The 18,657-nt window shown below is 57.9% G+C and carries 18 protein-coding genes, 1 pseudogene and 1 riboswitch; of the genes and pseudogenes, 8 read left to right on the top strand and 11 right to left on the bottom strand.

The features are described from left to right. Nucleotides 1-186: 186 nt before the first annotated feature. From KI236_RS01575 to KI236_RS01555, 5 genes are read right to left on the bottom strand one after another with little or no spacing between them, the layout of a single operon-like run. On the bottom strand, nucleotides 187-3,066 hold the full coding sequence (locus KI236_RS01575; RefSeq protein WP_212818697.1) for a molybdopterin-dependent oxidoreductase Mo/Fe-S-binding subunit: 2,880 nt from the start codon (nucleotides 3,064-3,066) through the stop codon (nucleotides 187-189). A 5-nt stretch (nucleotides 3,067-3,071) separates the two neighbouring features. Beyond that, nucleotides 3,072-3,764 (bottom strand): FAD binding domain-containing protein, encoded by a 693-nt coding sequence (locus KI236_RS01570; RefSeq protein ID WP_212818694.1) that lies wholly within the window; start codon nucleotides 3,762-3,764, stop codon nucleotides 3,072-3,074. Between the two features lie 15 nt (nucleotides 3,765-3,779). Continuing rightward, nucleotides 3,780-4,649, bottom strand: a complete 870-nt coding sequence (locus tag KI236_RS01565) for an FAD binding domain-containing protein (protein ID WP_212818692.1) — start codon at nucleotides 4,647-4,649, stop codon at nucleotides 3,780-3,782. Beyond that, nucleotides 4,637-5,119 (bottom strand): (2Fe-2S)-binding protein, encoded by a 483-nt coding sequence (locus KI236_RS01560; RefSeq protein WP_212818690.1) that lies wholly within the window; start codon nucleotides 5,117-5,119, stop codon nucleotides 4,637-4,639. Before KI236_RS01560 ends, KI236_RS01565 begins: the two co-directional genes overlap by 13 nt. Continuing rightward, nucleotides 5,112-7,253 carry a xanthine dehydrogenase family protein molybdopterin-binding subunit gene (locus KI236_RS01555; protein ID WP_212818688.1) on the bottom strand — a complete coding sequence of 714 codons (2,142 nt, stop codon included), beginning with the start codon at nucleotides 7,251-7,253 and terminating at the stop codon, nucleotides 5,112-5,114. Before KI236_RS01555 ends, KI236_RS01560 begins: the two co-directional genes overlap by 8 nt. Before the next feature lie 182 nt (nucleotides 7,254-7,435). Here KI236_RS01555 and KI236_RS01550 point away from each other — a divergent pair, with 182 nt between their 5' ends. Further along, nucleotides 7,436-8,002 (top strand): nucleotidyltransferase family protein, encoded by a 567-nt coding sequence (locus KI236_RS01550; RefSeq protein WP_212818686.1) that lies wholly within the window; start codon nucleotides 7,436-7,438, stop codon nucleotides 8,000-8,002. Nucleotides 8,003-8,229: 227 nt separating this feature from the next. Here the strand turns inward: KI236_RS01550 and tsf are convergent, their stop codons facing one another. The 6 genes from tsf to KI236_RS01520 form a co-directional block, all read right to left on the bottom strand. After that, the gene (gene tsf / locus KI236_RS01545; RefSeq protein ID WP_212818684.1) at nucleotides 8,230-9,156 is read right to left on the bottom strand and encodes a translation elongation factor Ts; all 927 of its coding nucleotides are present in this window, start codon (nucleotides 9,154-9,156) and stop codon (nucleotides 8,230-8,232) included. Between the two features lie 85 nt (nucleotides 9,157-9,241). Further along, nucleotides 9,242-9,979, bottom strand: coding sequence for a 30S ribosomal protein S2 (gene rpsB, locus KI236_RS01540; protein ID WP_212818682.1), 738 nt, complete (start codon nucleotides 9,977-9,979; stop codon nucleotides 9,242-9,244). Nucleotides 9,980-10,161: 182 nt separating this feature from the next. Continuing rightward, nucleotides 10,162-10,446 carry a YlmC/YmxH family sporulation protein gene (locus KI236_RS01535; protein ID WP_212818680.1) on the bottom strand — a complete coding sequence of 95 codons (285 nt, stop codon included), beginning with the start codon at nucleotides 10,444-10,446 and terminating at the stop codon, nucleotides 10,162-10,164. Between the two features lie 95 nt (nucleotides 10,447-10,541). Then, entirely contained in the window at nucleotides 10,542-10,679 is a 138-nt protein-coding gene (locus KI236_RS01530; protein WP_212818678.1) for a FeoB-associated Cys-rich membrane protein, read from the bottom strand. Continuing rightward, nucleotides 10,676-12,682 (bottom strand): ferrous iron transport protein B, encoded by a 2,007-nt coding sequence (gene feoB, locus KI236_RS01525; protein ID WP_212818676.1) that lies wholly within the window; start codon nucleotides 12,680-12,682, stop codon nucleotides 10,676-10,678. The genes KI236_RS01530 and feoB overlap by 4 nt, the downstream gene beginning before the upstream one ends. Continuing rightward, complete coding sequence (locus tag KI236_RS01520) at nucleotides 12,679-12,909, bottom strand: FeoA family protein (RefSeq protein WP_212818674.1); 231 nt, start codon at nucleotides 12,907-12,909, stop codon at nucleotides 12,679-12,681. Before KI236_RS01520 ends, feoB begins: the two co-directional genes overlap by 4 nt. Nucleotides 12,910-13,083: 174 nt before the next feature. Next, a riboswitch (TPP riboswitch) is annotated at nucleotides 13,084-13,186 on the top strand. A gap of 214 nt (nucleotides 13,187-13,400) precedes the next feature. Here KI236_RS01520 and thiW point away from each other — a divergent pair. The 7 genes and pseudogenes from thiW to KI236_RS01485 form a co-directional block, all read left to right on the top strand. Beyond that, nucleotides 13,401-13,934, top strand: a pseudogene (thiW, locus tag KI236_RS01515) (energy coupling factor transporter S component ThiW); the annotation flags it as partial. Nucleotides 13,935-14,112: 178 nt separating this feature from the next. Then, nucleotides 14,113-14,922: a hydroxyethylthiazole kinase gene (gene thiM, locus KI236_RS01510; RefSeq protein WP_212818670.1), complete on the top strand. Its 810-nt coding sequence runs from the start codon at nucleotides 14,113-14,115 to the stop codon at nucleotides 14,920-14,922. Then, entirely contained in the window at nucleotides 14,909-15,544 is a 636-nt protein-coding gene (gene thiE / locus KI236_RS01505) for a thiamine phosphate synthase (protein ID WP_212818668.1), read from the top strand. Before thiM ends, thiE begins: the two co-directional genes overlap by 14 nt. Nucleotides 15,545-15,660: 116 nt before the next feature. Beyond that, entirely contained in the window at nucleotides 15,661-16,467 is an 807-nt protein-coding gene (thiD, locus tag KI236_RS01500; protein WP_212818666.1) for a bifunctional hydroxymethylpyrimidine kinase/phosphomethylpyrimidine kinase, read from the top strand. Between the two features lies 1 nt (nucleotide 16,468). Next, nucleotides 16,469-17,134: a thiaminase II gene (gene tenA / locus KI236_RS01495; protein ID WP_212818664.1), complete on the top strand. Its 666-nt coding sequence runs from the start codon at nucleotides 16,469-16,471 to the stop codon at nucleotides 17,132-17,134. Nucleotides 17,135-17,136: 2 nt separating this feature from the next. Continuing rightward, nucleotides 17,137-17,892 (top strand): ABC transporter ATP-binding protein, encoded by a 756-nt coding sequence (locus tag KI236_RS01490; protein WP_212820575.1) that lies wholly within the window; start codon nucleotides 17,137-17,139, stop codon nucleotides 17,890-17,892. Beyond that, complete coding sequence (locus tag KI236_RS01485; RefSeq protein ID WP_212818662.1) at nucleotides 17,889-18,644, top strand: ABC transporter permease; 756 nt, start codon at nucleotides 17,889-17,891, stop codon at nucleotides 18,642-18,644. The genes KI236_RS01490 and KI236_RS01485 overlap by 4 nt, the downstream gene beginning before the upstream one ends. Nucleotides 18,645-18,657: the final 13 nt, after the last annotated feature.

Here is an 18,657-nt window from a genome sequence, read left to right as displayed (position 1 = left end):
AAACTCCGGGCAAGCTCCAAAGGGCGGCGTATAGTACTGTATATCCACGATAACATTGTGAAAAAAGAAGTGAAAGGGCTTGCCGTCTGTGCAAAACAGACGGCAAGCCCTTTTGGTAGCTTGGAATGGTTTTCGCTGCACTTTTTTAGCTTTTAGGGGGCACTATTACTGCGCTTTTCCCTAAAATCAGATCTTACCCAAAGCCTTCAGGATTTTCTCCGGGGTCATAGGCCAGCTGCGCAGCCACACGCCGCAGGCATCGTGAATGGCGATGCCGATGGCAGGCGCCGCGCCGTTGCAGGCAATCTCGGAAATGGACTTGGCGCCATAGGGGCCGAACTTATCATCCACATCAATGAGAACGGACTTGAAATCCTCCGGAGCCTCATCGATCATGGGCGCACCATAGTCGGTGAGATTGGCGTTGATGCACTTGCCGTTCTTATCCAGCTTCATGTCCTCGTACAGCGAATGACCGATGGACTTCATCACCGCGCCATACATCTGGCACAGGGCAATCTCCGGATTGATAGGCGTGCCGGCATCCTGCAGGGCATAGAACTTCTGCACCTTAATTTCGCCGGTCTTTACATTCACCGCCACCTGTGCAAAGTGTGCGCCGTAGGGTACGGAGGAGGCGTTGGTGACAAAGCTGCCGTGGGCAACCATTTGTCCGCGGCCCGTGCCGCTGGTGGCGGTATGCACCAGGTCGTAGTAAGAAAGGGTGGCGCCGGAAGCCCTGGAATACACCTCGCCGGGGGCCCGGACATCCAGGTTCTCCACCTTCTCCTCCATTTGCAGGGCGGCCTCCTTCAAAATCAGCTCCTTGAGCTTCGTGGTGGCCACCAGAGATGCGTTGCCGCTGAAGAAGGTGCCGGAGGAGGCATAGGCGCCGGTATCAAAGGCGCAGGAGTCCGTGTCGCCGGAAACCACAGTGATGCGGTCCATGGGCAGCTTCAGCACCTCCGCAACGATCTTGGCAGAGATGGTATCCAGGCCCGTGCCCAAGTCAGCGCCGCCGCTATTGAGGATGACGGTGCCGTCGGTCTCCAGCTTGGCAATAGCCTCAGCATGATCCAGTCCCGGGAGGCCAGAGCCCTGCATAATCATGGCAAAGCCCTTGCCGATTTTCCAGTCAGGATCATCAGACACTTCCTTCTTACCCCAGTCGATCATGTCGCAGCCCCGCTCAATGGCCTCATCCAGGCCGCAGGAGCCCACAGGAACCACTGCTCCCTCGCGGCCCTCGCCCAATCCCTTGAGGATCTCCAGCATATAGCCCTCTTCCACATGGTTTTTCTCCACCATGGTACGGTAGTCGACGCCCAGCTTATCAGCCAGCTCCGCCATGGCCATCATGATGCCGTAAGTGCCCTTGGGCGTGCCATAGCCCTGATAGGCACCGGCGGGAGGTGTGTTGGTATAGTATACCTTCAGGTCGTAGGCCATATTGTCCACCTTAAACAGGGGCATAGTCTTGGAGCAGCTATTCATAGGCACCGTCAGGCAGTGGTTGCCGTAGGGGCCGGTATTGGCACAAACCTCCATAAACAGGGCCGTGATGGTGCCGTCCTTCTTGCCGCCCATCTTCACATGGACCCGCATGGGGTGGCGGGTAGAGTTGGCGTAGAACTCCTCGGCCCGGGTATTGCGGTAATACACGGGCTTCTTGGTGATCCAGGCGGCGTAGCCGGTAAGCTCCTCCACCAAAATGTCCTGCTTAGAGCCATAGCCTCCGCCAACACGCTCCTTGATAACATGGATCTTATTCTCGGGAATGCCGCAAACCCAGCTGACAATGCGGCGCACATGGTAGGGCACCTGGGTGGCGCAGTTCAGCACCAGTCGGCCGCTCTCCACATGGGCATAGCACACATGGGGCTCCAGGGGTGTGTGCTGAATCTGGCTGGTCTGGTAGGTCCGCTCCACAATGGCATCCGCCTCGGCAAAGCCCTTCTCCATATCGCCGATGCCGCCCTTATTGGACGCGGCGATGTTCTTATGAATGTCTGCGTGCAGGGGGAACTGATAAACCACTTTTCCCTCCCGAGGATCGCCCTGGAGCTTATTGTATGCCTCCAGGTCATCGGGGGCTCCGGCGTTATACTGCACGGGGCCGTTGTGGACCAGGGGCGCACCCGGGGCCATAGCCTCCTCCACGGTGAACACCGCCTCCGTAGGCTCGTATTCCACCTTGATAAGAGACGCGGCCTTATCGGCAATTTCCGGTGTGCGGGCCACAATGCCCGCCACACGGTCGCCCACATGGCGGACCTTCCGGTTAAACAGGCGGCGGTCATGGGGCGACGGCTCAGGGGTACCCTGTCCGGCCTGCATATAGTATACATCCGGGCAGTTTTCCGCCGTAATGATGGCGGCCACACCGTCCAGCTTCTCCGCCTCGCTGGTATCGATGGACTTAATATAGGCGCTGGCAAAGGGGCTGCGCAGCACATGGAGGCACCAGGCATTGGCCGGAACCTTATCCTCCACAAATACAGGCTCACCGGAAACCAAAGCCGCACCGTCGATCTTTCCGGCAGGCTTACCGATGATGTCCAGCTGCGGACGGAAGGACGGGGCGATCTCCGTCTTAAACTCGCCCTGATCCCGCAGCTCGCAGGCCAGCTTCACAGCCAGATAGTAGTGCTCGTAGCCCGCATCGCGGATGAAAATACCGGTGAGCACATCTTTAATTTGCTCCCGGGTGGGATTGGGATGCTTTTCCAGCAGCCAGGTGAGGATCAGCGCCGCCGCCGGGGCATTATAGGCGCTCTGTACGATGCCCGCAGCCACCATGGCCTTTTGCACATAGTTCAGCTCGCCCTTCACCAGCAGAGACTCCGCCGTTTTAATATCGGCGCCCTCTGCCTGATAGAGCAGGATAAAATTGGAATATTTCAGTTGACCGTTAAAAATAACGGTGTCGGACCCGGCAAAGCCCTCGGCGTCATCGCTGTCGCGGACGGAGTAGCACCCGGTGTGGTACAGCACATCCCGCAGGCGGTCCGTAGGCTCGCCGCGCAGAATAATATTCTCACCGTTGAGTCTGCATTTCACTTCCATTTGCCTTACCTCCCCAGTGTAAATACGATCTTTGCCAGGTACTTCTTATAGGCAGCGCTGCCGGAAATATCGTCGGTGAATTCCATGGAATCCGCCAGGTCCGGCGTGGTGCCATAGACAAAGTCACTGCCGGAGACGCTGAGGGCATAAATACCCCCGGACACCGCCGCCGTCACAGCCGCATGGCTGGAGGTGGTGTTGGTGAAGCGCTTGACCCAGCCGGTACGGTCTGCGTCCAGCACCACATACTCGATAAGCCGCTTGCAGCCACTCTGCAGGTACTCGCCGATGGGCTTCATCTCCTCGCCGTGAGGTGTGATGGACTTGAGCACCGCATCCGCCGCCGTCAGGGCCGCAGCCAGGTAGCTATCCTGGCGGCGCAGGCCGATGTTGCCGCCTACGGTGGCACTGTTGCGCTTGGTGAAGGATGCGCAGAAACGGGCGGCCTCCCTGATAAACTCCGGCACCAGGTCACTCTCGATGATCTGATTAAAGGTGCAGCGGGCGCCGATGTAGAGCTTGCCGTCCTGCACGAAAATATCGTCCAGACCCAGGCCGTTAATATCAATGAGATCCTTTCCCTGGGCGCTTCCGTTCAGGCGCAGGTCGTCGGTGCCGCCGGCCAGATACACGGCGGTATCAGCATTCTGCTTGCGCATCGTCACGGCCTCCAGCGGGGTTGTGGGATGATAGATCATGTTCATTCCTCCTGCTTATTCTACCCGGCCTTCCGGGTGACCGGCCACCAGGGCATCGATAAAATACTCCAGCATACGCCGGGTGGCGTTGCGGCGGTACTCGGGCATAGCGTGGGGCGCGATGACATCGTTGCACCAGGCGTCCAGAAATGCGCCCTTCAAGGCGGGAAGCTCCGCCACCTCATGTCCGATGAGCAAGCTCTCCACCGCACGGCTGCGCTCCACCTTGGGGCCGGCAGCGCCGGAGGAGGCCCGGAAATCCGCCACTATGCCGTCCCGGATATTGGCGGCAGCGGAAAGGGTCAGCTTAGAGATAGCGTTTGAGCGGCGCATACCGATTTTTCGGAAGAAAATATGCGTAAACTCCTGGGGCGGGATGACCACCTTGGTGATAAGCTCGTCGCCCCGGATGGCGGTGACCTTGGTCTTGATGATGAAATCATCCACTTTCATCCGCCGCTCGCCGTCCACGCTCTGCAGCACCACCTCCGCGTCCAGCAGGATCAGCGGCTGCGGCATATCACCCTTGGGAGAAGCGTTGCCGATGTTGCCGCCGATGGTGGCACTGTTGCGCAGGGCCACAGCTCCCATGCGGGAAGCGGCATCCTTCAGCAGCGGATGGGTCACAGGTGAGGTGTGAATTTCCCAGGAGGTAGACAGAGCGCCGATCTCCACGGTGCCGTCGTCCAGCCGACGGATGCCCTTCAGCTCCGGCAGGTTGGAGATAATCAGTATCGGCTTCTTAAAGCCCGGCACGATACCCGCGCCGCGGCTGTTGGCCACCATCAGGTCAGAGCCGCCCGCCAGGGGCTGGGCCCCGGTCTCCTTACGAATTTGCAGGGCTTCGGCCAGGGTTTGCGGCATATAGCATTTTACTTCTTCCATAATGCAGCTCCTTTCTCGGCGGCCAGATGGATAGACTCCACGATCAGGTCATAGCCGGTGCAGCGGCAGAGGTTTCCGCTGATGCCCAGGCGGATTTCGTCCTCTGTGGGGTCGGGGTTCTCATTGAGCAGCACATAGGTGGCCATTACCATGCCCGGGATGCAGAAGCCGCACTGCACGGCGCCGCCCTCGGCATAGGCCTCGATGATGCACTTACCCTTTTCGGTGTCGCGGATACCCTCAATGGTCAGCAGCTCAGCTCCCTGAATAGCGCCTACGGGGATGATGCAGGGGGTCACCAGCTTGCCGTTTTTAATGATGGAGCAGGCGCCGCACTCACCCTCGCCGCAGCCCTCCTTACTGCCGGTGAGACCGTAGTCCTCCCGCAGCACATCCAGCAGCCGCCGCAGGGGGTTACCGGTGTAGACCACAGGCTTGCCGTTCAGCGTAAATCGAACATCGTTATACATTCTTCAGCGCCTCCTCAATATCTTCAGCAGGAATGGGGATGGAAGTAAACTTGCAGTTCAAGGCCCGCTCCACCGCATCCACATAGGCCGCAGATGCGCCGTTGAACACCAGCTCGCCCATACCCTTGGCTCCGTAGGGGCCCCAGGGATAAGGATTTTCCTGAATGTGACAGAACTGCTTGGGGAAGTCCATGGAGGTGGGAATAACATAGTCGGACATACTCTTTTGTTTGAAATAGCCCTTCTTATTTTCCAGCTTTTCCATGGAGCCGTAACCCAGAGACTGCAGGATTCCGCCGTTGACCTGGCCGTGAACGATGAGCTCGTCAATGGCCTTGCCGATCTCATGGGAGGACCACACACCCAGGGTCTTGACCTCATTGGTGAGCTTGTCCACCTCCACCTCCACGATCACAGCCCCCCAGCCGTAGCCCAGGTATGCATCGCCCCGGAAGGTGGCTTGATCCCAGGGGTAGCCCTCGGGATGCTCATACTCCACCTCGGTGGAGAAATCGCCCTCGTTCCAGCGCTCCTTCATCTCCAGCGCGGCCCGCTCCACCAGACGGCCCACGACCATCGTAGACCGGGAAGCGGCGGTGGGGCCGGAATCCACCACCTTGGAGGTATCGGGATTCTTATACTCAATATTGTCCATGGAAATGCCCAGGGTGGCGGCGCAGATCTTGCGCAGGGTGGTGCGGAAGCCCTGACCCATCTCCGTGGAGCCCACGAAAATCTCCACCTTGTCGCCGGTTTTGGTCAGCCGGGCGTGGCCCTTGATAATGGCCTGCTCGCCGTTGCCGGTGAAAGCGTCGCCGTGGTTATAAAGTGCTACGCCGATGCCCCGTCCGCAGCCGGGCTTATATTCCTTGATCTTATTCCAGTAGTCAGATTCCTTCGTGATGACATCGATCATCTCCGGCAGCTTCACATCCTCGATGATGTGGCCGTTGGTGGTGGTCTCGTCGCCCTTCTTGGCCAGGTACCGCATCTTGAACGCCAGAGGATCCACGCCCAGATGGTGGGCCAAGTGGGTCAGGTGGGTCTCGAAGCAGAACAGAGTCTGGGGCGCACCGAATCCTCGGAACGCGCAGGTGGGGAAGGTATTGGTGCCGATGCCCTCACCCTTGAGATAGGTGTTGGGGATAGTATATACACCGTTGGCATGGAACACGCCCCGCTGCAGCACCACGAAGGAAGAGGAGAGGTAGGCGCCGCAGTTGTAGTAGATATGGCCCTCGGTGCCGATGATCTCGCCGTTTTTCACAGCGGTCTTGTAGATACACTTGGAGGGATGGCGCTTCACGCTGAACTGGGTGTCCTCCTCCCGGTCGAAAACCATCTTGATGGGCTTGCGGATCTTGTTTTCCGCAATGAGCAGCGCTCCGCAGAGCACATCCGGGAAATGCTCCTTGCCGCCGAAGGCGCCGCCGGTGGTACACTGGCGAATGATAATGTCGTCATAGGGAATATCCAGCAGACCGGCAATGGACTTGCGGATGTAGAACGGGCACTGCGCCGAAGCGTAGAACACGAACTTCCCATCCTCATAGTCGGCAATGGCGCTGTTGGTCTCCAGGTGGACATGCTCCTGGTAAGGGGTGGTCAGGGTCTCCTCAAAGATCTCGTCCGCCTCAGCGAAAACCTCCTCCATGGGCCTGCCCTTCTGGCAGAACAGCTCGCACATGACATTGCTGCCCTTCTCCGGGAACATGGGGCCTCCCACACTGCTGATGCCCTCATCGATGGTCACGGCAGGGGTCTGCTCGGTATAGTCGATCTTGATCTGATCTCGCAGGTCCTTCAGGACAGTCCGGTCGGGGCCCACCACCAGGCCGATGGTCTCACCCACATACAGCACATAATCCTCAGCAAAGCAGCGCCAGTCCTTCAGGATCATCCACAGCTCGTTCTTCCCCTGGGCGGGAATATCCTTGGCGGAAATAAAATAATACCCCTCGGGCATTTCCGGCAGGTGGATGGCGTCGATGGTGCCTCTGGGGACCGTGGAGCGGACCATGTAGGCGTACTGCATATCCGGCAGGGTCATGTCGCAGACATAGGTTGCCTCGCCCCGGGCTTTTTCGATGGCATCCACGCGGATGACCTTGTCGCCGATTTTCGTTGCTGGCATTGTATAGCCTCCCTTATGCATTTTTTATAAAAGGATATATTAATTACATATTACCATCATGCATTGTACCATAAAAAACGCCTTTTGAAAAGGGACACCGTGATTCTATTTTGCAAATAATGATACATTCCGTTGACAGGAAAGAGGAAATTTGGGTATACTACGGAAAAGGAGTGTTGCCTATGAAAATCGGATGTGTTTTAATGGCCGCGGGCTTTGGCCACCGCTTTGGCGGAAACAAGCTGACGGCGGAGCTGGGGTGCGGGGAAACGCTGATAGACCGTGCCCTTTCTACTATTCCCGCAGATAAGCTGGACCGGGTGGTGGTAGTGACCCAGTACCCCCAGGTGGCGGCACCGGCGGAAAAATACGGCTTCACCCCCCTGCACAATCCCCACCCGGAGCGGGGACAGAGCGAGTCTATACGCATTGGTCTGGCGGCCCTGGAGGACTGCGATGCGGTGCTTTTTCTGGTAGCGGACCAACCCAAGCTGCAAAAGGAGACGGTGTCTCGGCTTTTGGACTTTGCCGCCGCCCACCCGGACCGTATCGTGGGCCTGGGCCATAACGGTCGTCGGGGAAACCCCTGCCTCTTCCCTGCCCGCTTCTTTCCGGAGCTGATGGCCCTCACCGGTGACTGCGGCGGCCGCTCGGTGATCCTGGCCCATGAAGACGATCTGCTGCTCCTGGATGTCCCCTCCTCCCAGCTCATCGACATCGACACCCCGGAGCAGCTGGAGAAGCTATGATAAAGCGCAAAAAACCTGTCATTTCGAGGGAGAATACGGACTCTCACGGTCGTTTCGCTCCCTCGGAATGACAGGATTCATTTGTTAACAGAAAAACTCGCAGAGTTTGCCGCCCGCAGGCGGCAGACTGCAAGCCTTTTGGCAGAAAATTCCGCAGGAATTTTCGCCAGTCTTAAAAAGGACGGTCCCTCTCGGAACCGTCCTTTCAATTTGTATTATAGCAAGAATTACTTGCCCATGTTCATCTGGGCAGCGACCTCAGCGGCGAAGTCCTCCTGCTTCTTCTCGATGCCCTCGCCGGTGGCGAAGCGCACAGCGTTCACAAACTTCACGGAGCCGCCCAGCTTCTTGGCTGCGTCGGCGATGTAGCCCTCTACGGAGCCGGTGAACAGGTCACCCCGGACGAACTCCTGCTGCAGTAGGCAGTTCTCCTGATAGAACTTGTTCATCTTGCCCATGACGATCTTCTCCTTGACCTGTGCGGGCTTGGAGGCCATCTTGGGATCCTGATCCATGAGAGCCAGGGCCACCTTCTTCTCCTCGTCCAGCACCTCCTGGCTCACCTGGGACTTATCCCAGAAGCGGGGATTCAGGGCCGCGATCTGCATGGCAACATTCTTGCCGATCTCGGTGGCGTCGATGCCGCCCTCCACCGCCAGATTCACCAGCACGCCGATCTTGCCGCCGGCATGGACATAACCCACGGAGGTGTTGGTGTCCACACGGACAAAGCGGCGGATCTGCAGGTTCTCACCGATGGACATAACCTTCTCGGGCATAGTCTCGGCCACGGTCAGATCGGTGCCCACATACTTGCAGTTCATCAGTGCATCCACATCGGCGGGATTGCACTCCAGAACGGTCTTGGCAATATCCTTCACGAAAGCCACGAAGGCGTCGCTCTTGGCGCAGAAGTCGGTCTCGCAGTTCACCTCCACCAGGGCAGCAGCGCCGTTTTCCACGCACACATAGCTCATGCCCTCGGCAGCGATGCGGCCGGCCTTCTTAGCGGCCTTGGCCAGGCCCTTCTCGCGCAGGTACTCTACGGCCTTGTCCATATCGCCGTCAGTCTCCACCAGAGCCTTCTTGCAGTCCATCATGCCCACGCCGGTCATTTCACGCAGGTTCTTAACATCAGCAGCAGTAAAAGCCATTTTTATATCCTCCAGTTCAATGATTCATAAAATAAGGGGCAGGGACACGCCCTGCCCCGTTGGTTCAGCGGTAAAAGGAATCAGCTTATTCGGCGGCTTCCTCGGCGGGAGCGGCAGCCTCTTCGGTCTGCTCGCCCTGACGGCCCTCGATCATGGCATTGGCCATGACGGAGGAGATCAGCTTGATGGCGCGGATGGCGTCATCGTTGCCGGGGATGGGATAGTCGATCTCATCGGGATCGCAGTTGGTATCGGCAATGGCCACAACGGGAATGCCCAGGCGGTGTGCCTCAGCGATGGCGTTGCGCTCCTTGCGGGTGTCCACAATGAACAGAGCGCCGGGCAGCTTCTTCATTTCCTTCACGCCGCCCAGATACTTCTCCAGCTTCTCGATCTCGCCCAGGTGCTTGATAACTTCCTTCTTGGGCAGCATATCGAAGGTGCCGTCGGCCTGCATGGTCTTGAGCTGGTTCAGGCGGTCCACACGGGTACGCATGGTCTTGAAGTTGGTCATCATGCCGCCCAGCCAGCGGGCGTTCACATAGTACATATTGCAGCGCAGGGCCTCGTCCTTAATGGCCTCCTGAGCCTGCTTCTTGGTGCCCACAAACAGCAGGCTCTGGCCGGACTCGCTGAGCTCACGCACGAAGTTGTAAGCCTCCTCCAGCTTCTTCACGGTCTTCTGCAGGTCGATGATATAGATCCCGTTGCGCTCGGTGTAGATGTAGGGAGCCATCTTGGGGTTCCAGCGGCGGGTCTGGTGACCGAAGTGTACGCCGGCCTCCAGCAGAGCCTTCATGGAAACAACATTCTGATTTGCCATTTTGATTCGTTCTCCTTTGAAATTTAGTTTTACCCTCCAGGCTTTTCCTCCCCCCGGCCAACCGTTTCGGCACCGACCGAGAGTCCAAACCTGTGCGGAATGCTGAAATATAATACCACATACAAATCTAAAATGCAAGTGGTTTTTCTTGATTTTCTATATTTTCTGCGGTTTTTTCCGCCTTATCCCCACCGGCGGCGCTTTCGGTCCCCCGGCCCCTCCGGACGGCGGAACGGTTTGTCAATGAGAATGATATCATCCCCGAATTTCTGCACGCAGTCCCAGGGTATGTAGTAGTCCTCGCCCCTACCGAACAGGCCGAAAAACCGGCACGGGCCGAACACGATCAGCGCCCGGACCTCTCCCTCCGGCAGCTTCACCTCTACATCTCCCACGCAGCCCAGGCGGCAGCCGTCGCAGAGGTTGATGACCTCCTTGCGCCGCAGTTGTGTAAATCGATTCAGCATAGCATCCACCCCTTTGGGTATTTTATGTCTCCCGGGGCAAAACTGTGCCAGTCCCCACGAAAAACGGGCAGACGCCGAAGCATCCGCCCGTTCCGTTATTTTCTTTCGCAGCAGCCGCCGCACGAGTGACAGTTTCCGCAGCAGCCGCTCTTTTTGCTCTTTAGCAAATGCGCCAGGGCAAACCCGGCCCCCACCAGAACAGCGGCCAGGAGCAACCAGTCCCATGCGTTCATAGCAGCCCTCCGATCTGATACACCAGCATACCCATCAGCCATGCCACCGAGCACTGCAGCACCACCACGCCGAGCATTTTCCAGAAGGAGCCCAGCTCCCGGCGAATGGTGGTCACCGCCGCAATGCACGGCGTATACAGCAGCGTAAATACCAGGAAAGACAGTGCCGACAGCGGTGTAAACAGGGTGCCCAGGGCCGCTCCCAAGTTGGCTGTGCTGGTATTCAGCAGCACAGCCAGGGTGGACACCACCGCTTCCTTAGCCGTGAAGCCCGAAATCAGTGCCGTGGCAACCCGCCAGTCGTTAAAGCCCAGGGGTCTGAATATGCCGGAGATAAACTGTCCCACCAGGGCCAGGAGACTATCGGCACTGTCTGTGACCACATTGAGCTTTGTGTCAAAGGTCTGCAGAAACCAAATAATAATAGTAGCCAGGAAAATAACGGTAAAGGCGCGTTCCAGGAAGTCCCGGGCCTTTTCCCACAGCAGCAGACCTACGCTCTTGGCTGAGGGCATACGGTAGTTGGGCAGCTCCATCACGAAGGGAACCGGCTGCCCACGGAAAGCTGTGTCCTTCAGCACAATCGCCAAAAGAATCCCCAGCAGGATACCTGTCACATACAGACCGATCATCACCAGGGCCGCATGATTTGGGAAAAAGGCGGCAGAAAACACCGCATAAATGGGTATTTTTGCCGAGCAGCTCATGTACGGTGTCAGCAAAATGGTCATTTTCCGGTCTCGATCCGAGGATACGGTACGGGTGGCCATAATAGCCGGCACCGTGCAGCCGAAGCCGATGAGCATAGGCACAAAGCTGCGCCCGGAAAGTCCGATCTTCCGCAGGAGCCTGTCCATGACAAAAGCCACCCGGGCCATGTAGCCGGTATCCTCCAAAATGGACAGGAAGAAAAACAGCGTCACAATGATGGGCAGGAAGGAAAGCACACTGCCTACACCGGCAAAAACGCCGTCTATAATGAGGCTATGCACCACCGGATTGATGCCATAGGCCGTGAGGCCCTTATCGGCCAGCATAGTCAGCTTGTCAATGCCCAGACTCAGAAAATCCGACAGATTCTGCCCGATAAGGTTGAAGGTCAGGTAGAAAATCAGAAACATCACGCCGAAAAACACCGGCAGGGCCGTATACTTACCCGTGAGCACCTTGTCCATTTGCACAGAGCGGCGGTGCTCCTTGCTCTCGTGGCACTTCACCACGCAGATTTCCACTACCTTTTCAATAAAGCTGTAGCGCATATCCGCCAGGGCGGCGTTGCGGTCCAGGCCGCTCTCGTTCTCCATCTGCACAATGCAGTGCTCCAGCAGCTCCTTTTCGTTTTGATCCAGCTGCAGCTGCTGCAGGATGTTTTCATCGCCCTCAATGAGCTTCGTAGTGGCAAATCTCGCCGGGATGTCCGCCTTGTCGGCGTGGTCCTGGATCATATGCACCACTGCGTGGATACACCGATGCACCGCAGACTCCTCCGAGCAGAAGTCGTATACCTTGGGCAAAGTCTTTGTGCGGGCGGTGTGTACTGCTTGATTCAGCAGCTCCGACACGCCCTCCCCCTTCACCGCACTGATGGGGACCACCGGAATGCCCAGGCAGCGGCTCAGCTCCTGCACATCTATGGTCCCGCCGTTAGCGCGCACCTCATCCATCATATTCAGGGCCAGCACCATGGGCACCCGCAGCTCCAGCAGCTGCAGTGTCAGGTAGAGATTCCGCTCAATATTGGTGGCATCTACGATGTTGATGATCCCATCGGGCTTTCCCTTGAGAATGAAATCCCGGGTCACGATCTCCTCTTGGGTGTAGGGGCGCAGAGAGTAGATGCCCGGCAGATCTACCACCGAGCCGCTCTTGCCGTCCTTGATCTCCCCTATCTTCTGATCCACCGTTACACCGGGGAAATTGCCCACATGCTGGTTAGAGCCGGTAAGAGCGTTAAAGAGCGTGGTCTTGCCGCAATTCTGATTGCCTGCCAACGCAAAGATCATGCCTTTACCTCCTCCACCTGAATCTTCTGTCCGTCCTCCACACGCAGCGTCAGCTCATAGCCCCGTACGCGAATCTCAATAGGGTCGCCCATGGGCGCCACTTTTTGCAGCGTGACCTTCGTGCCCGGTATGAGCCCCATGTCTAAAAGGCGGCACCGCAGGGGCCCCTCACCACCCACCTGGCGAATCACCGCCGTGCTGCCGATTTTCATCTCATTCAGTGTCATTTTTCTCCCCCTACGTTGATTTTTCTGTATTGTACTATGATTTTCCTCCCTCGTCAATGATCGGGGCAAAAAAGCTCGCGCCACGATGCAGGACAGTCTTAACAACAATGGAATGCAAATATTTTGCCGAATAGCACTTGCAATCGGCTGACGACAGGTGTATAATGACACCACATTTTAGACGGGAGCTTGTGTTACAGGCTGAGAGGAAGGCAAAACCTTCGACCGATAACCTGATTTGGATAATGCCAACGTAGGGATACCTGTATATTCTTTCGCGGAAGTTACCCAAACCGGGCAGCTTCCGTTTTATATTTTGAGAAAGGATGTGACGAGACCTATCCCGAGTGGTTTCGGGCGGATAGAAGGGGAGCGCCTTGTATCTTGTATTTTTGCGAAGGGAACCCGTGTTTCGGGGTGAGAGGAGAAAATGGATTCTCGACCGAACGAAGCCATCGCTTCGTATAAAAATATGAAAAGAGGCACTACAAGTGAAAAACTCAAATGGTATTCTGAAGCTGACCGTACTGTCCATGCTCGTTGCTCTGGGTGTTGTCATCTCGCCCATCCTCCGGGTGGAGGGAATGTGCCCCATGGCACATTTCATCAATATCGTCTGCTCCGTGTTTATGGGGCCGTGGTATTCCCTGCTCTGCGCCACCCTTATCGGCATTATCCGCATGGCGACCATGGGGATCCCACCCCTGGCCCTGACAGGTGCCGTGTTCGGGGCATTCCTGTCCGGCGTGTTTTACCGTATGTCCAAGGGTAAGATCATCTGCGCCGTTGTGGGCGAAGTCATCGGCACCGGCATCATCGGCGCCATTGTATCCTACCCGGTGATGAGCTACCTGTGGGGCAGAGACGGGCTGAGCTGGATGTTCTACGTGCCCTCCTTTATCTGCGGCACCCTCATCGGCGGCAGCATCGCCTATGTATTTCTGCGTAAGATCGCATCCAACGGGATGCTCACCAAGCTCCAGCTGAAGCTGAACTCCACAAGCTACACCGACAAGAGCACGGTGCTCTCCGACTCGCTGACCATCGCCGCCTTCGGCGCGATCCTGTTCGTGGTCATCAAGATCGCCTCGAACATCTTCAAGCTCACCGGCTCTATCTGGAACATTCTGGCCTATGCAGCGCCGGGCGTTTGCGTTGCCGCGGCAATCATTTACTATGTCATCAAGAAGGTGAAAACAAAGGATGCAGCCCATTGCTGATATTTGCCAAAGAGTCAGGGAATACAGCCCCCTGATCCATTGCATTACGAACCCCATCTCCATCAACCAGTGCGCCAACGCCGTCCTTGCCGTGGGCGCCCGCCCTATTATGGCGGAGCATCCGGCCGAGGTGGAGGAGATCACCGCCACCGCCCGGGCCCTGATGCTGAATCTGGGAAACATAACGGATGCGCGTATGGAATCTATGCGCCTGTCCGCCCGGACGGCCCAGAACAGGCACATCCCCGTTCTTCTGGATGCGGTGGGCGTTGCCTGCTCAAGGCTGCGCCGGGGGTATATCCGCAAGCTGCTGCAAGAGGCGACACCTGCCGTCATTAAGGGCAATTACTCCGAAATCCATGCCCTGTACCGGGAGAACTACTGCTCCTCCGGGGTGGACGCGGACGCGGCGCTGGACGTACAGACCCTGGATCGCACGGCCATGGAGCTGGCAAGGGCGTACCACACAGTGATCCTTGCCAGTGGGAGGGTGGACATTATCACCGACGGCAAACGCCTTGTCCACGTGAAAAACGGCAACCCACAGCTCTCCGGGATCACCGGAACGGGCTGCATGCTGGGGGCGCTGACAGCGGCCTATCTCTCGGTGCAGCCGGATATGGACGCCGCCGTCACCGCCTGCGTGGTGCTGGGCATCTGCGGGCAGCTGGCGGAAACGGACCGCGGCAGCGGCAGCTTTCAGGTGAATCTGATGGATAAGCTCTCCACGGTGGGAAAGGCGGAGATAGAACGATATATGGATCGGGAGGAGATCAGAAATGAAGAAGCTTGATACCAGTCTGTATTTTATCACCGACAGCACAGGGTTCAGCGAGGAGGAATTCCTGCGCAGAACCCAGGCAGCCCTGCAGGGGGGTGTGACCCTGCTGCAGATCCGGGAAAAGAACAGAACCACCCGGGAGTATATGTCTTTGGCGGAAAAGGTGCATGCGCTTGCACTGCCATACGGTGTTCCGCTGCTTATTGACGACCGGCTGGATGTGGCCATGGCCATCGACGCCGAGGGCGTGCATCTGGGGCAAAGCGATCTGCCTATTGCCATTGCCAGGAGAATCCTGGGGCCGGATAAAATCGTCGGCGCTACGGCGAAGACCGTGCCTCAGGCGCTGGAAGCCTATGAGCAAGGGGCGGATTATCTGGGCGTAGGGGCGATTTATCCCACGACCACTAAGGTGAAAACCGTTCTTACCTCCACGGACACGCTGCGGGATATTTGCAAGGCGGTTCCTATTGCGGTCAACGCCATCGGCGGACTGAACAGGGACAATATCGACGTGCTGCAGGGAACCGGTATTGCCGGTATCTGCGTGGTTTCCGCTATCATGAAGGCGGCCGACCCCAGGCAGGCTGCCCTGGACCTGCGCGCCCGGGCAGAGCAGCTGCATATTCTGTAAAACCCTATACGGAAGTTTGTCTCGGCCTCTGTGCCGGGGCCTTCAAGCGGCAGATCGGGGGCACCACTTTCTGCCGCTATAGAAAAGTAATGCTGAAAGAAGAAAGGAGCAAAGCAATGAAAACAGCATTATCCATCGCTGGAAGCGATTCCAGCGGAGGCGCCGGTATCCAGGCAGATATCAAGACCATGTCCGCTCACGGAGTATACGCCATGAGCGCTATCACGGCCCTGACTGCCCAAAATACTACCGGCGTCACAGACATTTTGGATTCCACACCCGCGTTTCTATCCGCGCAGCTGGACGCCGTGTTTACCGATATTTTCCCCGATGCGGTAAAGATCGGTATGGTGTCCTCCTCGGAGCTGATCTCCGTTATTGCGCAGAAGTTGCGCCAGTATGGGGCCCAGCACATCGTGGTTGATCCCGTGATGGTGGCCACCTCCGGCTCCCGCCTGCTGCAGGAGAACGCGGTACAGGCCCTGAAAACGGAGCTGCTGCCTCTGGCAGAGGTGGCCACGCCCAATATTCCCGAGGCGGAGATCCTGGCGGAAATGCCCATCAGCAGCCCGGAGGATATGGAGCGCGCGGCCGAGCTTATCAGCCGGCGGTATCACTGCGCTGTGCTCTGCAAAGGAGGACACGACCTGAACGACGCCAACGACCTTCTCTGGAAGGACGGCACCGGGCACTGGTTCAAGGGTCGCCGCATCAACAATCCCAACACCCACGGCACCGGCTGCACCCTGTCCAGCGCCATTGCGTCCAATCTGGCCAAGGGCATGGACCTGGAGGAAGCAGTGCGCCGGGCAAAGGACTATATTTCCGGCGCCCTGGGGGCCATGTTGGATCTGGGCCGCGGACGCGGACCTATGAACCATCTTTTCGATCTGAAAAGCGAATACATGAAGGAGGCGGAGTAAAATGACGAATTCTGTGTCTTGCCGCCTTCGTGAAGCAGCTGCCCCCATTTGGGAGGCATGCCTGAAGCACCCCTTTGTGACCGGTATCGGCGACGGAACGCTGCCGGTGGAGAAATTCCAGCACTATATGCTGCAGGATTATCTCTATCTTTTTGACTATGCCCGGGTCTTTGCCCTGGGGGTGGTCAAGGCTCGCAGCCCGGAGCTGATGCGGACATTTTCCGCCAATGTGGATGCCATTTTAGGCGGTGAGATGAAAATCCACCGGGCCTATATGGCACGCCTTGGCATTTCTGAGGAGCAGGTATTTAACGTGCAGCCTGCCCTCGACAACCTCTCTTATACACATTACATGCTGGCCGTGGCAGAGGCAAGAGGGCCTGCGGAGATCGTGGCATCCATCCTGGCCTGCTCCTGGAGCTATGCCGAGATCGGACAGGCCCTGGCCCAGATCCCCGGTGCGGCGGAGCATCCCTTCTACGGCGAATGGATCCGGGGCTATGCCTCCGAAGAATACGCCGCCACCAACCGGGCGCTGATAGAGCTGATGGACTCCCTGGCAGCCGGTGCCACGGAGGAGCAGCTGGCTTACCTGACGGATATTTTCGTCAACTGCAGCCGCTATGAGCTGGGCTTCTGGGATATGGCTTGGGAAATACGCACATGAGTATTCTGCGCTTTGACCAGGTGTCCTTTCAGTATCCCGGTGAGGACTTTGACATCATTGACCGGCTCTCCTTTTCCGTGGAGCCGGGGTCCTTTCACTGCATTATCGGTATCAGCGGCTGCGGAAAGAGCACTATTTTCCGCATGACCAACGGCCTGCTGCAGCCGAAATCCGGCACCATATCCGTCCTTGGCAAGCCCGTTTCCGGGCAAAAGCACTACTGCGGCTATATGCCCCAGAAGGACATGCTGTTTCCCTGGCGGACCATCGGGGAAAACCTGGCGCTGCCGCTGGAGATCCAGCGGCGGGGCACAAAGGCGGAGCGGCTGGGGCTGATCGATGCGGCCCTGGCGGATGTGGGGCTGGCCGGCTGCCGGGACAAGCGGCCGGACGAGCTTTCCGGCGGAATGCGGCAGCGGGCGGCCTTTGCCCGGACCATGCTGGCCGGCAGCGACCTGCTGCTGCTGGACGAGCCGTTTTCGGCTCTGGATTTTCTGACGCGCATCTCCATGCAGGAGTGGCTGCTGGATCAGTGGCAGCGCCACAAGAAGACCATCCTGTTTATCACCCACGACGTGGAGGAGGCGGTATTCCTGTCCTCCAGCGTATTGGTGGTGGACAAAACACCCATCCACACCCTGCGGGAGATCCCGGTCCCCATGGACTATCCGCGCACACGGCAGGATCTGACCCGGCCGGAGATCGTGGCCCTGCGGGAACAGCTGGTGGACATGCTGAGAAAGCAGGTGACGGTATGAAAAAAGCCTGCAGGGGCAATCTGCCGGCCCTGATTTTCCTGTTTGCGCTGCTGATACTGTGGCAGCTGGGGGCAATGGAGGTGAACGCGGCCTACATCCTGCCCACACCTATCCAGATCCTGCAAAAGCTTTGGGCGCTGCGGGCGGTGCTGTTTACCGTACATCTGCCGGCCACCATGCTGGTGACCTTTGTGGGCCTTGCCATTTCCCTGGTGCTGGGCCTGGGTCTTGCCATCCTGATGGACGCCAGCACGGTTTTCCGTAAGGCGATCTATCCGGTGGTGGTGGCCTCCCAGACGATCCCCACCACGGCCATTGCGCCGCTGTTTGTGCTGTGGTTCGGCTACGGCATCTGGAGCAAGGTGCTGGTGACGGTACTCATCACCTTTTTCCCCATTACCATCACGGTATACGACGGGCTGCAGTCCGCCAGGGTGGAGATGACGGAGCTGCTGCTGACCTACGGCGCGACCAAGCGGGACATTTTCTTCAAGATCAAGGTGCCCTGCACGCTGCCCTACTTCTTCTCCGCGATCAAAATGGCCATCCCCATGAGCATCATCGGCGCGGCCATCGGCGAGTGGCTGGGGGCCCAGAGCGGCCTTGGCTATTTCTCCCGCCGCATGATGACCCAGCTGGACGGCGCGGGGGTTTTTGCGCCCATCGTACTGCTGTCGGTGGTGGCTATGCTGGCGGTAGCGCTGGTGTCGCTGCTGGAGAAAAAGCTGGTTCGCTGGCGGGGCGAATCCTGAACAACCGAATGAT

Origin of the sequence: Vescimonas fastidiosa (assembly GCF_018326305.1) — a bacterium.
Lineage (GTDB): Bacteria > Bacillota > Clostridia > Oscillospirales > Oscillospiraceae > Vescimonas > Vescimonas fastidiosa.
The sequence above is the reverse complement of the archived record's forward strand: the minus strand, read 5'-3'. Positions and strand labels throughout refer to the sequence as shown.

Excerpts from the sequence above, each read along its gene's own strand:
- KI236_RS01575 (WP_212818697.1), bottom strand. The coding sequence starts at position 3,066 with ATGGAAGTGAAATGCAGACTCAACGGTGAGAATATTATTCTGCGCGGC.
- KI236_RS01570 (WP_212818694.1), bottom strand. The coding sequence starts at position 3,764 with ATGATCTATCATCCCACAACCCCGCTGGAGGCCGTGACGATGCGCAAG.
- KI236_RS01565 (WP_212818692.1), bottom strand. The coding sequence starts at position 4,649 with ATGGAAGAAGTAAAATGCTATATGCCGCAAACCCTGGCCGAAGCCCTG.
- KI236_RS01560 (WP_212818690.1), bottom strand. The coding sequence starts at position 5,119 with ATGTATAACGATGTTCGATTTACGCTGAACGGCAAGCCTGTGGTCTAC.
- KI236_RS01555 (WP_212818688.1), bottom strand. The coding sequence starts at position 7,253 with ATGCCAGCAACGAAAATCGGCGACAAGGTCATCCGCGTGGATGCCATC.
- KI236_RS01550 (WP_212818686.1), top strand. The coding sequence starts at position 7,436 with ATGAAAATCGGATGTGTTTTAATGGCCGCGGGCTTTGGCCACCGCTTT.
- tsf (WP_212818684.1), bottom strand. The coding sequence starts at position 9,156 with ATGGCTTTTACTGCTGCTGATGTTAAGAACCTGCGTGAAATGACCGGC.
- rpsB (WP_212818682.1), bottom strand. The coding sequence starts at position 9,979 with ATGGCAAATCAGAATGTTGTTTCCATGAAGGCTCTGCTGGAGGCCGGC.
- KI236_RS01535 (WP_212818680.1), bottom strand. The coding sequence starts at position 10,446 with ATGCTGAATCGATTTACACAACTGCGGCGCAAGGAGGTCATCAACCTC.
- KI236_RS01530 (WP_212818678.1), bottom strand. The coding sequence starts at position 10,679 with ATGAACGCATGGGACTGGTTGCTCCTGGCCGCTGTTCTGGTGGGGGCC.
- feoB (WP_212818676.1), bottom strand. The coding sequence starts at position 12,682 with ATGATCTTTGCGTTGGCAGGCAATCAGAATTGCGGCAAGACCACGCTC.
- KI236_RS01520 (WP_212818674.1), bottom strand. The coding sequence starts at position 12,909 with ATGACACTGAATGAGATGAAAATCGGCAGCACGGCGGTGATTCGCCAG.
- thiM (WP_212818670.1), top strand. The coding sequence starts at position 14,113 with ATGCAGCCCATTGCTGATATTTGCCAAAGAGTCAGGGAATACAGCCCC.
- thiE (WP_212818668.1), top strand. The coding sequence starts at position 14,909 with ATGAAGAAGCTTGATACCAGTCTGTATTTTATCACCGACAGCACAGGG.
- thiD (WP_212818666.1), top strand. The coding sequence starts at position 15,661 with ATGAAAACAGCATTATCCATCGCTGGAAGCGATTCCAGCGGAGGCGCC.
- tenA (WP_212818664.1), top strand. The coding sequence starts at position 16,469 with ATGACGAATTCTGTGTCTTGCCGCCTTCGTGAAGCAGCTGCCCCCATT.
- KI236_RS01485 (WP_212818662.1), top strand. The coding sequence starts at position 17,889 with ATGAAAAAAGCCTGCAGGGGCAATCTGCCGGCCCTGATTTTCCTGTTT.